A 15421-nucleotide genomic window follows, 5' to 3' on the forward strand; every position below is an offset into this window, starting at 1 on the left:
CAGGGCTGACTCGTGGGGTCCGTCCCGCGACGGATGCCGGTCAACCGCCGGGGCGTACCACACCGTTCTCGTACGCGAAGACCACCGCCTGGACCCGGTCGCGCAGGCCGAGTTTGGCCAGCACCCGGCTCACGTGGGTCTTCACCGTCGCCTCGCCCAGGTGCATCTCGACGGCGAGCTCGGCGTTGCTCGCCCCGGCGGCGAGCAGCACCAGCACCTCGGACTCGCGCGGGGTCAGCTCACGCAGCGCGGCATCGGCGTCCGGCCCCCGGTGGGCGGTGCCGGACGGGTCACCGGGACGGGCGAAGGTGGAGATCACCCGACGGGTGATCTCCGGGGCGAGCAGGCCGTCGCCCCGGGCGAGCACCTGGATCGCCTCGACCAGTTCCTCCGGTGTGCCGTTCTTGAGCAGGAAGCCGCTGGCCCCGGCCCGCAGGGCGGCGAACAGGTAGTCGTCGCGGTCGAAGGTGGTGAGGATCAGCACCGCGGGAGCGCCGGGCCCGTCGTCGGTGATCCGCCGGGTGGCCTCCAGCCCGTCCATCCCGGGCATCTCGACGTCCATCAGCACCACGTCGGGTCGGGTGGCGCGGGTCATGGTGACGGTACGCTCGCCGTCGGCGGCCTCGCCGACCACCTCGATGTCGTCCTCCACCTCCAGGATGACCCGGAAGCCGGTGCGTACGAGGTGCTGGTCGTCGGCGAGCAGCACGCGGATCGGGGTACCCCGTGCGGCGCTCACGCCGACCGCTCCGCCGCGGACGTCACCGGCTGCCTGGCCGGCTGGTCCGCGAGTGGGAAGCGGGCGCGTACCCGCCAACCGCCGCCGGCGCGGGGGCCGGCCTCCAGCTCGCCGTCGTGGGCGGTGACCCGCTCGCGCATGCCGATCAGGCCGAGCCCGGCGGCGTCGGGTCGGCCGGGTCGCCCGTCGTCGGTCACGTCGACCTCCACCTCCCGGGCCAGGTACCGGACCCGCACGTCCAGCAGGTCCGCCCCGGCGTGCTTGAGCGTGTTGGTGACCGCCTCCTGCGTCACCCGGTAGGCGGCCTGCGACACCGACTCGGGCAGCGCGACGGGGTCGCCGTACACCCCGAGGGTGGCCGTCAGGCCTGCGGCCCGCGCCCGCTCGACCAGCTCGGCGATCCGCTCGACGTCGCCGGCCGTGGGCTGTTCGCCGTCGGCGCCGCCGGAGGCGCGCAGCACGCCGAGCATCCGGCGCAGCTCGTCGACGGCGGTGCGGGCGCTCTGCTCGATGGCGGTCAGCGCGGTGCGGGCCTTGCCGGGGTCGCGGTCGAACACCCGCCGGCAGGCGGACGCCTGCACCCCCATCACCGACACGTGGTGGGCGACCACGTCGTGCAGCTCCCGGGCGATCCGGACCCGTTCACCGAGCACCGCCCGTTCCCGGGCCTCGGCCTGGGAGCGGCGCAGGTCCTCGGCCTGTTCGCACAGCTCGTGCTCGCGTCGTGCGGCCACCCAGGCGGTCTCGCCGAAGAAGTACGCGAAGCCGAAGACGAGCACGTTGGCCAGGACGCCGGTGACCATCGCGGCGAGCACCGGCGGCACCGGCCCGACCGCGTCGGCGAACGCGTCTGGCGGGATGTGCTCGATCGTCACCGCGTAGTACACGCCCAGCCAGGCGAACATCGTGACGATCACGCCGATCCGCAGCCGGCGGGCCAACCGGTGATCGGGCCCCCACGCGCCAAGGGTGTAGAGGGCGCAGAACAGGGCCCAGGCGGAGAACTGGGTCTCCGGGGCCGATCGTGCCTGCGCGGCGATGAACGCCCACGAGACGATGAGCAGGGTCGTGGCCGGCCAGCGCCGGCGCCAGACCAGCGGCAGGGTCACCGCGACGGTCCAGAACAGCTGCTCCGGCCCGGACGGCGGTGGCCCCAGCAGGAACGCCCCGGTGCTGCGGGCCAGGGTGAGGCTGGCCAGTGCCAGCCCGGTCACCGCCAGCCCGAGCCACACATCGTTGCGGCGCTGCTGCGGCGTCGGCCCGGGACGGCGCCATTCCTCTCGCTGTGCGACGACGGCCATCCGGGAACGATGCCACGTCAGCCGCCGTACCCGCAGACCGGGCAGGCCGGTGCGGCTCCGGTCACGTCCACGGGCGGCGGCCCGGCGCGGGGTACGCGCCGGGCCGCCGTGTCCGGTATCGCTCACGCCGTCTGGCGGCGCGTCTTCAGGGCGGTGTCGATCAGATCCCACACCATGATCACGGCCACCCCGACCGCGATGGTGGCCCCGAGCGTGTTGCGGTTGTCCGCGTCGGCCAGCCAGCTCAGGCGCTCGCCGAGGGCCGGGTTGAGCAGCCGGTCGCTGAGGGCCAGCCACACCACCGGCACCGAGAACGCCAGGTTGAGCAGGGCCTTGGTCCCGTACAGGGGCCAGGTCCAGCGTCCGACCCGGTACTTCACGATCTCGAACACCACGCTGGCGGCCAGGACGACGATCAGCGCCGGCAGCCAGAAGGACCAGAGCGCCGGTTCGAGGACTGGGATGTTGTCGCCGTCGGTGTCACGCACCCAGGACCGGTAGTGCTGCAACGGCAGGTACGCGATGGTGACCAGCAGCATGACCACGGACGCGACGGTCTCGGGCAGGGAGATGTCGCGGTGCGCCGGGACGTCGGGCAGTTGGTCGACGGTCCAGTCCGGCAGGTCGGCGGTGGGCTGGAACCGGTCGATGAGGACGAAGGTCAGGGTGAGCCAGAAGGCGATCTGCACCCCTGTCTGCATGGCCGCGACGATGCCGGGCCCGATGGCGCCGAAGCCCTTTCCCTCGGCGACCTCGACGATGGTGACGATCGTGCCGACGATCGCCGGGATGAGACTGAGCAGCAGCTTCATCAGCCGCCACCAGATCAGGTAGTACGTCGGGCCGAGGAGTTGCAGTCGACGGTCGGCGTACCGGGCGGCCAGCAGATCGGGGTTGCCCAGCTCGGTGAGCACCTCCCGCTCGGCGGTGGTGACGTCGGCGCCACCGCTGGTGCGGTCGTCGATCATGTCTCCGATGGAGGCGCGCAGCTCGGTGGCGATCTCGTCGCGGCGTGGGGCGGGCACCGAGCGCAGGGTGGCGGCGAGGTAGCGGTCGGTCAGGGTGTTCATCGGTCCACTCCTTGGATGAGCCCGGTGATGGAGGTCTGCACGGCGGCGAGGTCGTCGAGAAGCCGGCTCAGCATCGACTCGCCCTCGTCGCTGGTCCGGTAGAACTTGCGCGGTCGGCTCTCCTCGGTGTTCCACTCGCTGGTCAGCAGGCCCTGGTCCTCCAGGCGGCGCAGCAGCGGGTAGAGGGTGTTGGCGTCGACCGGAAAGCCGTGGTCGGTGAGCCGTTGCAGCAGTGCGTAGCCGTAGTCCGGTCGGCGGAGCGCCACCAGGCTGGCCACCACGACGGTGCCCCGACGCAACTCCTGCAGATGCGTCCGTAGAACGTCCTCGCTAACCATGTGTCACACCATACTGTGTGGCACACACTGTTGTCTACGCTAATAACGTTGGCTCTGCTGGGGGTGTGGGAGGCGGCCCGAATGTCCGCGTTGCGCCGGGGGCCACGACGGTCCTTCGCCCTCCTTTGCTCTGCTGCTGCGGATGCGCCACACGCGGCAGTAGAGCGGTGGTGCGTATGCGGCAGCAGAGCAAAGGAGGCGCGCATGACAGTGGCCCGGCGCCCAGAGGGCGTCGGGCCAGGTGAGCGGGTGGGGACGCGTTCGCCGCGTCGCGCGTTACTCGAAGCGGGACATGTCTCCCGCGCCCCGGCGCAGGATCTCCGGCTCCGACCCGGACAGGTCGATGACCGTCGTCGGCTCCTTGCCGCAGTCGCCGGCGTCCAGCACCGCGTCGACCTGGTGGTCGAGCCGTTCCTTGATCTCCCAACCCTGGGTCATCGGCTCGTCGTCGCCGGGCAGCACCAGCGTGCTCGACACCAGCGGCTCGGCCAGCTCGGCCAGCAGCGCCTGGGTCACGGTGTGCCGGGGTACGCGGACACCGACGGTGCGCTTCCTGGGGTGCAGCATCCGGCGCGGCACCTCACGGGTGGCCGGCAGGATGAACGTGTAACTGCCCGGGGTGGACGCCTTGACCAGCCGGAACACCGCGTTGCTGATCTGGACGAACTGGCCGAGCTGCGCGAAGTCCCGGCAGACCAGCGTGAAGTGGTGCCGGTCGTCGAGGTGACGGATCTGCCGGATCCGGTTCAGCCCGTCCTGGTTGCCCAGCTGGATGCCGAGCGCGTAACAGGAATCCGTCGGATAGGCGACCAACCCACCGCCGCGGATCAGGTCGGCGACCTGGCCGATGATCCGGGGCTGCGGATTCTCCGGGTGCACGTCGTAGTACCTCGCCATGCTGACGAGCCTAGGCTCATCAGCCGACGTCGAGGAGGCGCGGGCCCGACCGGGCCGGTTCGTCCTGGAGGACGCCTCGGCAGTCTCTCAGTGGGTAAGGTCCACACGGTGGAGCAAGGTGAGACTGTCGCGACAAGCCCTCTCCGTGCCCCGTCCCTGGAGACTCCGCGGCTGCTGTTGCGCCGCTGGCACAGCGATGATCTGGACGGGTTCGCCGCGGTCAACGCGCAACCCGAGGTGATGCGCTACATCCATGACGGCCGCACCCTGGACCGGGCCGCGACCGCGGAGCGTCTGGCCACCTATCAGCGGCACTGGGACGAGCGCGGCTTCGGCCTGTACGCGGTGGAGATCAAAGAGACCGGCTGGGCATGTCGCTGGAGCGCGAAACCGTGCAGCCGGACACCGGCCGTCAGGTCCGGGTCTACGCGATGGACCTGTGAGCGGATCGTCGTGTCCAGGACGAGGCCGCCGACACACGGGCCGGCGCGGCCGGTGGAGCCGTCGAGATCACCTCGGTAGGGTAGGTGCCGGTCGGCTCCGACCAACAAGATCCACACCGCCGGGGGGCGCCACGCATGGCCGATTCGTTCGCGCATCTGCACGTGCACACCGAGTACTCGATGCTCGACGGAGCGGCCCGGCTGAAGGACCTGTTCGCCGAGGCCAACCGGCTCGGCATGCCGGCCGTGGCGATCACCGACCACGGCAACATGCACGGCGCGAACGACTTCTACAACCAGGCGATGGCCGCCGGCATCACCCCGATCCTGGGCGTCGAGGCGTACGTGGCGCCGGAGTCGCGCTACCACAAGGCGCGGGTCAAGTGGGGTCGGCCGGAGCAGAAGAGCGACGACGTCTCGGGTAACGGCGCGATCACCCACAAGACCATGTGGGCGAAGAACGCGCAGGGCCTGAAGAACCTGTTCACCCTCAACTCGCGCGCGTCCATGGAGGGGCACTACGTCAAGTGGCCCCGGATGGACATGGAGCTGATCGCCGAGCACGCCGAGGGCATCATGGCGACCACCGGCTGCCCGTCCGGCGCGGTGCAGACCCGGCTGCGGCTGGGCCAGTTCGACGAGGCGCTCAAGGTCGCCGCCAGCTACCAGGACATCTTCGGCAAGGACAACTACTTCCTGGAGATCATGGATCACGGGCTCTCCATCGAGCGCCGGGTCCGTGACGGGCTCACTGAGATCGCCCGCAAGCTCGACATCCCGCCGGTCGTCACGAACGACTCGCACTACACCCACGAGGCGCAGGCCACCGCGCACGACGTCCTGCTCTGCGTGCAGACCGGCAGCAACATCGATGACCCGAACCGGTTCCGGTTCGAGGGCGGCGGCTACTTCATCAAGAGCGCCGACCAGATGCGCGCGGTCGACTCGTCCGAGCTGTGGCAGCAGGGCTGCCGCAACACCTTGCTGGTCGCCGAGAAGGTCGACCCGAAGGGCATGTTCGAGTTCCACAACCTGATGCCGCGCTTCCCGGTGCCCGAGGGGGAGACCGAGGAGTCCTGGTTCCGCAAGGAGACCTTCGCCGGCCTGGCCCGCCGCTACCCGAACGGCATCCCCGAGGGCCACGTCGTGCAGGCCGAGTACGAGCTGGGCGTCATCAACCAGATGGGCTTCCCGTCGTACTTCCTCGTGGTCGCCGACTTCATCCAGTGGGCGAAGAACCAGGGCATCGCGGTGGGTCCGGGTCGTGGCTCGGCCGCCGGCTCGCTCGTCGCGTACGCGCTGGGCATCACCGACCTGGACCCGATCCCGCACGGGTTGATCTTCGAGCGATTCCTCAACCCCGAGCGTGTCTCGATGCCCGATGTCGACATCGACTTCGACGAGCGTCGGCGCGGCGAGGTGATCAAGTACGTCACCGACAAGTGGGGTGAGGACAAGGTCGCCCAGATCGCGACGTTCGGCACGATCAAGGCGAAGGCCGCGATCAAGGACTCGGCCCGGGTACTGGGCTTCCCGTACGCGGTGGGCGACCGGATCACCAAGGCGATGCCGCCGGCCGTGATGGGCAAGGACATCCCGCTCACCGGCATCTTCGACCCCAAGCACCCCCGGTACGCCGAGGCCGGCGAGATCCGTGGCCTGTACGAGTCCGACCCGGACGTGCGCAAGGTGATCGACACGGCGAAGGGCATCGAGGGGCTGATCCGGCAGACAGGTGTGCACGCCGCCGGTGTCATCATGTCCGCCGAGCCGATCATCGAGCACATCCCGTTGATGCGCCGCGACGCCGACGGGGCGATCATCACGCAGTTCGACTACCCGACCTGCGAGTCGCTCGGGCTGTTGAAGATGGACTTCCTCGGCCTGCGCAACCTGACGATCATCGACGACGCGGTCAAGAACATCGAGCTGAACCACGGCCTCAAGCTCGACCTGCTGGCCCTGCCGTTGGACGATCCGGCCGCGTACGAGCTGCTGGCCCGGGGCGACACCCTGGGCGTGTTCCAGCTCGACGGCGGGCCGATGCGCTCGCTGCTGCGCCTGATGAAGCCTGACAACTTCGAGGACATCTCCGCAGTCCTGGCGCTGTACCGGCCCGGCCCGATGGGCGTCGACTCGCACACCAACTACGCGCTGCGCAAGAACGGCCTCCAGGAGATCACCCCGATCCACCCGGAGCTGGAGGAGCCGCTGCGGGAGATCCTGGCGCCCACCCACGGCCTGATCGTCTACCAGGAGCAGGTGCAGCGCGCCGCGCAGATCCTCGCCGGCTACACCCTCGGTCAGGCGGACCTGCTGCGCCGGGCCATGGGTAAGAAGAAGAAGGAGATCCTCGACAAGGAGTTCATCCCGTTCCGGGACGGCTGCCGCGAGCGCGGCTACTCCGACGAGGCGATCCAGGCGGTGTGGGACGTCCTGGTGCCGTTCGCCGGGTACGCGTTCAACAAGGCGCACTCCGCCGCGTACGGCCTGGTCTCCTACTGGACGGCGTACCTCAAGGCGCACTACCCGGCCGAGTACATGGCCGGGCTGCTGACCAGCGTCGGTGACGACAAGGACAAGATGGCGCTGTACCTGTCCGAGTGCCGCCGGATGCGCATCCAGGTACTGCCACCGGACGTGAACACCTCGGCCGGGCCGTTCACGCCTGTCGGCAAGGACATCCGCTTCGGCCTCGCCGCCGTCCGCAACGTCGGCGCGAACGTGGTCGCCTCGATCATGCGGTGCCGCCAGGAGAAGGGCGACTACACCGACTTCTACGACTTCCTGTCCAAGGTGGACGCGGTGGTCTGCAACAAGAAGACGATCGAATCGCTGATCAAGGCGGGGGCCTTCGACTCGCTGAACCATCCGCGCAAGGGCCTGCTCGCGGTGCACGCGGACGCCATCGACGCGTACGCCGACGTCAAGCGCAAGGAGGCGGTCGGCCAGTACGACCTGTTCGGCGCCGGCTTCGGCGACGCCGACACCGGCAGCACCACGGTGATGCCGGTGATCGGCGACAGCGAGTGGGACAAGCGCGACAAGCTGGCCTTCGAGCGCGAGATGCTCGGCCTGTACGTCTCGGACCACCCGCTGTTCGGCCTGGAACACATCCTGGGCGCGGCGGCCGACACCACCATCGCCTCCCTGGCCGAGGACGGCGCGGTGCCCGACGGGGCGGTCGTCACCCTCGCCGGCATCCTCTCCGGCGTGCAGCGGCGGGTCACCAAGCAGGGCCGGGCCTGGGCGTCGGCCACCCTGGAGGACCTGGCCGGTGGCGTGGAGACGCTGTTCTTCCCCAACACCTACGAGGTGATCGGCCAGTACATCGCCGAGGACGCCATCGTGGTGGTCAAGGGTCGGGTGGACCGCCGCGACGACACCCCACGGATCATGGCGATGGACATGTCCATGCCGGACGTCAGCACCAGCGCCACCAACAAGCCGGTCACCCTCACCATCCCGGTGCACCGCTGCACGCCGCCGCTTGTGGAACGACTCAAGGAGACCCTGGTCCTGCACCCGGGCGACACCGAGGTGCACGTCAAGCTCCTCAACGGTGGGCGTACCACCACCCTGCGGCTGGGCCCGTTCCGGGTGGCGGCGACCACCGCGCTGATGGGTGACCTGAAGAGCGTCCTCGGCCCGGCCAACGTGAGCTGACCGGTCCGCGGCCCGGCCGGCGTCGGCCGGGCCCACGGACGGCCGTCGGGCTCAGCCCCGGTCGGGGGCCGCGATCTCGCGCAGCTGGCCGTCGGCCAGCCGCAACCAGCGCTGCACGCCGATCTCGGCGAGGAACCGCTCGTCGTGGCTCACCACCACGAACGCCCCCTGGTACGCGGTCAGCGCGCTCTCCAGTTGGGCGACGCTTACCAGGTCCAGGTTGTTGGTCGGCTCGTCGAGCAGCAGCAGTTGCGGTGCCGGTTCGGCGCAGAGCACACAGGCCAGGGTGGCGCGCAGCCGCTCACCGCCGGAGAGCACCCCGACCGGCAGGTTCACCCGCGAGCCCCGGAACAGGAACCGGGCCAGCAGGTTCATCCGTTTGGCGTCCGGCAGGCTCGGCGCGTACGCGGCGAAGTTCTCCGCCACCGTGCGGTCGAGGTCCAGCAGGTCCAGCCGCTGCGACAGGTACGCGATCCGCCCGTCGGCCCGCCGGATCTCGCCACCGGCCGGTTCGAGGTCACCGTTGACGAGGCGCAGCAGGGTCGACTTGCCGACGCCGTTCGCCCCGGTGAGCGCGATCCGCTCCGGCCCCCGGATCACCAGGTCGGCGCCGTCGCCGCCGAACAGCTCCCGATCGTCGAAGCGGGCCCGCATCCCCGTACCGGAGAAGACCGTCCGTCCGGACGGGACGGTGGTGTCCGGCAGGTCGACGGTGATCTTGTCCTCGTCGCGGACCGCCCGGCCGGCCTCGTCCAGACGGGCCTTGGCCGAGCCGAGCCGGGCGGAGTGGGTCTCCTGCGATCTGCCCGCCGACTCCTGCGCGCTGCGCTTGAGGCCGCCGGCCACGATCCGGGCCAGCCCGGCGTTCTTCAGGTTCTTGGAGGCGTTGCTGGCCCGCCGGTCGGCGCGCTCGCGGGCCTGCTGCATCTCCCGCTTCTCCCGCTTGACCTCCTGCTCGGCGTTGCGCAGGTTGCTCTCGGCCACCTCCCGCGCCGCCTGCACCGCCTCGGTGTACGCGGTGAAGGTGCCCCCGTACCAGTTGATCTCGCCTCGTTCCAGCTCGGCGATGCGGTCCATCCGGTCCAGCAGCTCCCGGTCGTGGCTGACCAGCAGCAGGCACCCGGACCAGTCGGACAGCACGTCGTAGAGCTTGTGCCGAGCCTCCAGGTCCAGGTTGTTGGTCGGCTCGTCGAGCAGCAGCACGTCGGGCCGTCGGAGCAGTTGCGCCGCCAGGCCGAGGGAGACCACCTGACCGCCGCTGAGGGTGTGCAGCCGCCGGTCGAGCGCCAGGTCACCCAGGCCGAGGCGGTCCAGTTCGGCGCGGGTGCGCTCCTCGATGTCCCAGTCGTCGCCGATGGTGGCGAAATGCGCCTCGCTCGCGTCGCCGGCCTCGATGGCGTGCAGCGCCGCGATCCGTTCGGCGACGCCCAGCACCTGGGCCACGGTCACGTCGCCGACCAGCGGCAGCGTCTGCGGGAGGTAACCGACCACGCCCTCGACGGTGACGCTGCCGCCGCTTGGCGTCAGCTCCCCGGCGATCAGCCGCAGCAGGGTGCTCTTGCCGGCGCCGTTGGGCGCGACCAGGCCGGTGCGACCCCCCGGGACGGTGAAGGACAGCTCCGAGAAGACCGGGGTGTCGTCCGGCCAGGAGAAGGACAGGTTCGAGCAGACGATGTACGCATCAGACATGCGAGTGACCTCAGAGGGTGGGGTGGGCGCGCCAGAGCCGCCCGACGACAACGGGGACCGATGGAACGACGAGACGGCCACGGCGCCGCGCACACGCGCGCCGGACCGATGGCCGAACATGTCCGGTCTCACCCGGAGATGTCGTCGTCACCCGCCATGTCTGGTCTCCCTGGTCGTACCGCCAACCCAACGCGCCGAGTCTAACAACGGATCTTCACCACGCCACCGGATTCCCGGCCAGGTGCCGCTTCGCAGTAGCGGACAGCGATGCTCGGCGTTGCCGAAGCTAGGACACGTCGAAGAGACGCAGCCCGTCGTACTCAGCGAAGTCGGCGAAATCCTTGCTGTTGAAAGTCGCCAGCGGTAGCCGGTCAACCAGGCAGCAAGCTGCGATCCAGGAGTCGTTTGTCGGTCGGGGCCGTCCCCGGTGCTGAGCCCGCGCTTGAACGTGCCCCCAGGTCACGGCTACCGCCTCGTCGAAGGGAAGCAACACGATCCCCGACCGCCATTGTGCCAGGTCAGCGAGCTTGCGCGGACCCCAGCTCCGGAGTGCTGTCCACTTGGTCAGCTCCCCGAGCGTCACGAAAGTGATGCACAGGGTCTTACCAACCAGACGGGCACGGAGGCGCTCAGGAAGCCGCCCCGCAGGATCGCTGACGCGACGTCGGTGTCCAGAACGACAAGGCTCATGCGGCGCCGGCCCGCCGAGAGGTGTACAGGTCGGCGAGGAACTCGTCCAGTTCCTCGTCCGACTCGAAGAGGTCCGGACGCGCCAGGTCGTCCACCGAGGCGATGGGTTGAATGCCCTGACGACGGGCCAGTTCCTCGGCCGGCACGTGCTCAGCCGTCGGCCACTCGGGCATCCGTTCGGCATTGCTCGACGTCACGGCTCACCTCCGGGGTATCGGTTCGACGTCGATTCTCCCACTTCCACCATCGGCGGGCGGCATCTCGCGGCCCGTGTCATGCCCCGCTCAGCGGGGGCGGTACTCGACCTCGGGGCGGCCCGGGGTGCCGTAGCGGGGGGTGCGGACCGCGCGGTCGATGGTGACCAGGTACTCCAGGTAGCGGCGGGCGGTCACCCGGGAGATGCCGGTCGCCGCGCTCACCTCGGTCGCGGACAACCCCGCCCCCGGGCCGGATCCGTCAGCCAGCGCCGCGCGTACCCGATTGAGGGTCTGCGCGTCGAGGCCCTTGGGCAGGCTGTGCCCGGCGGTGCCGCGCAGGGTGGCGAACATCCGGTCCACGTCGTGCTGGGCGGCCACCTCACCGTCGGCGAGCGCCTGCGCGCGGTAGTCCGCGTAGCGCTCCAGCTTGTCGCGGAACGCCGCGAACGTGAACGGTTTGAGCAGGTAGTGGGTCACCCCGAGGGACACCGCGGTGCGCACCACCGCCAGGTCCCGCGCGGAGGTCACCGCGAGCACGTCGACACTGCTGCCGGCCGCGCGCAGCGCCCGGCAGACGTCCAGGCCGTGCAGGTCGGGCAGCCGAAAATCCAGGAGTACGAGGTCCACGTCGCCGCCGTCGTTGGCGCGCAGGGCCGCCACCGCCGCCCGCGCGGTGTGCGCCACCCCGACCACCACGAAACCCCGAACCCGTTCGGTGTACGCGGCGTGCGCCTCGGCCAGCAGCGGCTCGTCCTCGACGACCAGCACCCGGATGTCGGTCACGGTCGTGCACCCCCACCGGGCAGGCGGACGGTGAACAGGCTGCCGCCGTCGTCGGAGCGGGCCACCTCGTGACGGCCACCGTGGCGGCGGACCACCTGCCCGATCAGCGCCAGACCGAGACCCCGGCCGCTGCTCTTCGTGGACCAGCCGCGCCGGAACGCGTCCGCCACCCGGTCCTCGGCCAGCCCGGGCCCGCTGTCGGCGACCTGGACCACCAGTTCGTCGTCGACGGCGCCGACGAAGACCCGCACCCTACGCGGCGGGGGCGTGCCGGCGACCGCCTCCAGGGCGTTGTCGATCAGGTTGCCGACGACGGTGAGCAGGTCGTTGGTCGGCAACGGGCTGTCGTCGAGGCGGCAGTCCGGCTCGATGACGAGGTCCACGCCGCGCTCGCCGGCCTGCGCGGACTTGCCGAGCAGCAGCGCGGCCAGGGCCGGCTCGGTGACCGCGTCGACCACCCGGTCGGTCAGCTGCTGCGCGTGGGCCAGGTCCCGGGTGCCGAGCCGGACCGCCTCGTCGGCGCGGCCCAGCTCCACCAGCGTGAGGACGGTGTGCAGGCGATTGGCCGACTCGTGGGTCTGCGCCTGCAACGCCTCGGTCAGCGCGCGGACCGAGTCCAGCTCGCTGGCGAGGGTGCGCAGCTCGGTCTGGTCGCGCAGGGTCAGCACGGTGCCGAGCGGTGCCCCCTCGAAGCGGGCGGTCCGCTGGTTGGCCACCAGCACCCGGTCGCCGGCCAACATGGGCTCGTCGAGGGCATCGCGCCCGGAGCCGAGCAGCTCGGCCACGGCGGGCGGCAGGTCGATCCCGGCCACCGGCTGGTCGGTGACCGGCTCGTCCGCGTCGAGACCGAGCAACCGCCGGCCCTCGTCGTTGATCAGCGCCACCCGCCGATCGGTGGTCAGCACCACGAGACCCTCGCGCACCGAGTGCAGGACCGCGTCGTAGTACTCGTACATCCTGGTCATCTGCGCCGGCCCGAGGCCGTGGGTCTGGCGGCGCAGTCGGCGGCTGAGCAGCCACGAACCGGTCGCGGCGAGCGCGAGCGCCGGCGCCGCGACGCCGAGCAGCACGGGAAGCTGGCGCAGCAGCTTGCGGTTGATGGCCCGGGTGGTGATGCCCACCGAGACCAGGCCGACGATGCGCCGCTGCTCGTCGTACACCGGCACCACCGCGCGCACCGACTCGCCGAGCGTCCCGACGTTTGTGGTGGTGAACGGGTGGCCCGCCAGGGCGGGCCCGATCTCCCCGACGAACGGCTGGCCGATCAGATTCGGGGTGGGGTGCGAGAAACGGGTGCGGTCGGGGGCCATCACGACCACGAAGTCGGTGCCCGTGGCCAGCCGGGTCGATTCGGCGTACGGCTGGAGGGTGCTGGCCGGGTCGGCGGTCGTGAGGGCCGCGCGGACGTCGGGGGAGCGGGCCACGGTCTGCGCCACCGCGAGCACCTCCTCCTGCGCTGCCTGGCGGGAGTCGACGCGGGCCAGCCACACGGCGCCCGCCGCACCGGCCAGCACGAGCAGCGTCACCACCACCGCCTGGAGGGCGAACAGCTGCCCCGCGATGCTCCACTGGCGTCGGGCCACCTCCACCACCTCCTCGGGGTTTTTCGCGGTGAACAGAATGACCGCAAGGCTGTCAACGGGTGAGACGCGCTTCACATTGTCGACATGGACACCACCGCAGCCACCACCACGGCGGAGCCGTCGGCCCGCCGGGACCGTACCCGTTACCTGTACCTGGCCGTCATCGTGGCCGTGCTCGCCGGCATCGTGGTCGGCCTGGTCGCCCCCGATTTCGGCAAGGAACTCAAGCCGATCGGCACCGGCTTCGTCAACCTGATCAAGATGATGATCAGCCCGGTCATCTTCTGCACCATCGTGCTCGGCGTCGGCTCCGTCCGGCAGGCCGCGAAGGTCGGCAAGGTCGGCGGCCTCGCCCTCGGCTACTTCCTGACCATGTCGACAGTCGCGCTCGCCATCGGCCTGGTCGTCGGCAACCTCATCCACCCCGGCTCCGGCCTGAACCTCGGCCAGGACCTCGCCGGCGCCGGCAAGGCCGCGGCGGGCGACGAGGCCGGCGGGACCGCGGAATTCCTGCTCGGCGTCATCCCGACGACGCTGTTCTCCGCTCTCACCGAGGGTGAGGTGCTCCAGACGCTGCTGGTCGCGCTGCTGGTCGGCTTCGCCGTGCAGGCCATGGGTCGGCGCGGTGAGCCGGTGCTCGGGGCCATCGCCGTCATCCAGCGGGTCGTCTTCAAGGTCCTCGCCATGATCATGTGGCTGGCGCCGATCGGCGCGTTCGGCGCGATGGCGGCCGTGGTCGGCGCGACAGGCGTGGACGCCCTCAAGAGCCTCGCCCAGATCATGGTGGGCTTCTACGTCACCTGCCTGATCTTCGTGCTGGTGGTCCTGGGCGCGCTGCTCTGGTTCATTGCCCGGATCTCGATCTTCTCGCTGCTGCGCTACCTGGGCCGGGAGTTCCTGCTGATCCTGTCCACCTCGTCGTCCGAGTCGGCGCTGCCGCGACTGATCGCCAAGATGGAGCACTTCGGGGTCAGCAAGCCTGTCGTCGGCATCACGGTGCCGACCGGGTACTCGTTCAACCTCGACGGCACGGCGATCTACCTGACCATGGCGTCGCTGTTCATCGCCGACGCGCTGGGCAAACCGCTCGCCGTCGGGGAGCAGATCTCGCTGCTGCTGTTCATGGTCATCGCCTCGAAGGGCGCGGCGGGCGTCACCGGCGCCGGGCTGGCCACGCTCGCCGGTGGACTCCAGTCGCACCGCCCGGACCTCGTCGACGGGGTCGGGCTGATCGTCGGCATCGACCGCTTCATGTCCGAGGCCCGGGCGTTGACGAACTTCGCCGGCAACGCCGTGGCGACCGTGCTCGTCGGCACCTGGACCGGCGAGTTCGACAGGGACCGGGCGGCGGGGGTGCTGCGCGGCGACGACCCGTTCGACGAGGCGACCATGCTCGACGAGCACGACGACGAGGACGAGACGGCGGCGCAGCGGTCCGACGACGAGAAGGCGACGGCCGTGCCCGCCTGACGGGATCGGCTCCGACTCGGCGATATCGGGGTGTCCCCGCCACCAGGACACCCCGATATCGCCGAACCCGCGTCGATCACCATGGACGCGTCGGCTCACGACTCCAGAGCAGGAGGTGGAAGGGGTCCTCGCCGCAGGTCAGCCAGGTGCCGTCGCCAAGTGCCATCGGGCTCTCCGACACGGGCACCGGGTACTCCACCCGACCGAGCACCTCGCCCCGCGTCGCGTCGACGAGCCAGTGCCGCTGGTGGCCGTACTCCTCCGCCATGTCCGACGCCGGCCGCGGGTGAAGCTGATCGGCGACAACCTCGTGGAGCACCGCCCCGTCGGGGAGCCGATGGACCGCCAGATGCGGCCACCGCTGAACGGCGGGAGTGTCGGCGGTGCTGGGCGAATCGGGTACGCGAGGGGAGTTCGACGGGACCCGGTACGGCGTCACGAGGCGGGGGTGATGCGCACCGCGGCATCCTGCCAGGGTTGCCGCGAAACGCGCCGCCACCGAGGGGCGCCGTGGACAATGGGGGGCCGGGAGGGGTGCTGCGACGGACCCGGGGG

The 15421-nt window shown here is 70.6% G+C and carries 14 protein-coding genes; 3 read left to right on the forward strand and 11 right to left on the reverse strand.

The features are described from left to right. Positions 1-40: 40 nt before the first annotated feature. The 5 genes from FHG89_RS29115 to FHG89_RS29135 all read right to left on the reverse strand — a co-directional run bounded on the left by FHG89_RS29115 (position 41) and on the right by FHG89_RS29135 (position 4345). Positions 41-739, reverse strand: a complete 699-nt coding sequence (locus FHG89_RS29115; RefSeq protein WP_139587609.1) for a response regulator — start codon at positions 737-739, stop codon at positions 41-43. Next, on the reverse strand, positions 736-2040 hold the full coding sequence (locus FHG89_RS29120) for a sensor histidine kinase (protein WP_139587610.1): 1305 nt from the start codon (positions 2038-2040) through the stop codon (positions 736-738). Before FHG89_RS29120 ends, FHG89_RS29115 begins: the two co-directional genes overlap by 4 nt. A gap of 122 nt (positions 2041-2162) precedes the next feature. Continuing rightward, the gene (locus FHG89_RS29125; RefSeq protein WP_139587611.1) at positions 2163-3110 is read right to left on the reverse strand and encodes a permease prefix domain 1-containing protein; all 948 of its coding nucleotides are present in this window, start codon (positions 3108-3110) and stop codon (positions 2163-2165) included. Then, positions 3107-3448 carry a PadR family transcriptional regulator gene (locus FHG89_RS29130; RefSeq protein WP_110564981.1) on the reverse strand — a complete coding sequence of 114 codons (342 nt, stop codon included), beginning with the start codon at positions 3446-3448 and terminating at the stop codon, positions 3107-3109. The genes FHG89_RS29125 and FHG89_RS29130 overlap by 4 nt, the downstream gene beginning before the upstream one ends. 276 nt (positions 3449-3724) lie before the next feature. Then, a complete protein-coding gene (locus tag FHG89_RS29135; protein WP_139587612.1) occupies positions 3725-4345 on the reverse strand; it encodes an L-threonylcarbamoyladenylate synthase in 621 nt (206 codons plus the stop codon). Between the two features lie 108 nt (positions 4346-4453). Between FHG89_RS29135 and FHG89_RS29140 the strand changes: the two genes are divergently transcribed. Together FHG89_RS29140 and dnaE are read left to right on the forward strand one after the other, a co-directional pair. Then, positions 4454-4867, forward strand: a complete 414-nt coding sequence (locus tag FHG89_RS29140; protein WP_244295965.1) for a GNAT family N-acetyltransferase — start codon at positions 4454-4456, stop codon at positions 4865-4867. Positions 4868-4923: 56 nt separating this feature from the next. Beyond that, positions 4924-8454 carry a DNA polymerase III subunit alpha gene (dnaE, locus tag FHG89_RS29145; RefSeq protein WP_139587613.1) on the forward strand — a complete coding sequence of 1177 codons (3531 nt, stop codon included), beginning with the start codon at positions 4924-4926 and terminating at the stop codon, positions 8452-8454. Positions 8455-8505: 51 nt separating this feature from the next. Here the strand turns inward: dnaE and abc-f are convergent, their stop codons facing one another. The 5 genes from abc-f to FHG89_RS29170 all read right to left on the reverse strand — a co-directional run bounded on the left by abc-f (position 8506) and on the right by FHG89_RS29170 (position 13396). After that, positions 8506-10143, reverse strand: coding sequence for a ribosomal protection-like ABC-F family protein (abc-f, locus tag FHG89_RS29150; RefSeq protein WP_139587614.1), 1638 nt, complete (start codon positions 10141-10143; stop codon positions 8506-8508). A gap of 286 nt (positions 10144-10429) precedes the next feature. Further along, on the reverse strand, positions 10430-10726 hold the full coding sequence (locus FHG89_RS29155) for a PIN domain-containing protein (protein ID WP_244295967.1): 297 nt from the start codon (positions 10724-10726) through the stop codon (positions 10430-10432). Positions 10727-10829: 103 nt separating this feature from the next. Then, positions 10830-11030, reverse strand: a complete 201-nt coding sequence (locus tag FHG89_RS29160) for a hypothetical protein (RefSeq protein ID WP_139587615.1) — start codon at positions 11028-11030, stop codon at positions 10830-10832. A gap of 87 nt (positions 11031-11117) precedes the next feature. Then, positions 11118-11813, reverse strand: a complete 696-nt coding sequence (locus FHG89_RS29165; protein WP_139587616.1) for a response regulator — start codon at positions 11811-11813, stop codon at positions 11118-11120. Beyond that, the gene (locus FHG89_RS29170; protein WP_139587617.1) at positions 11810-13396 is read right to left on the reverse strand and encodes an ATP-binding protein; all 1587 of its coding nucleotides are present in this window, start codon (positions 13394-13396) and stop codon (positions 11810-11812) included. Before FHG89_RS29170 ends, FHG89_RS29165 begins: the two co-directional genes overlap by 4 nt. A gap of 84 nt (positions 13397-13480) precedes the next feature. Here FHG89_RS29170 and FHG89_RS29175 point away from each other — a divergent pair, with 84 nt between their 5' ends. Further along, positions 13481-14866: a cation:dicarboxylate symporter family transporter gene (locus tag FHG89_RS29175; RefSeq protein ID WP_139587618.1), complete on the forward strand. Its 1386-nt coding sequence runs from the start codon at positions 13481-13483 to the stop codon at positions 14864-14866. Positions 14867-14942: 76 nt separating this feature from the next. Here FHG89_RS29175 and FHG89_RS29180 read toward each other — a convergent pair whose 3' ends face one another. Then, positions 14943-15134 (reverse strand): hypothetical protein, encoded by a 192-nt coding sequence (locus tag FHG89_RS29180; RefSeq protein ID WP_139587619.1) that lies wholly within the window; start codon positions 15132-15134, stop codon positions 14943-14945. Positions 15135-15421: the final 287 nt, after the last annotated feature.

Source organism: Micromonospora orduensis (assembly GCF_006228125.1).
Classification (GTDB): Bacteria; Actinomycetota; Actinomycetes; order Mycobacteriales; family Micromonosporaceae; genus Micromonospora; species Micromonospora orduensis.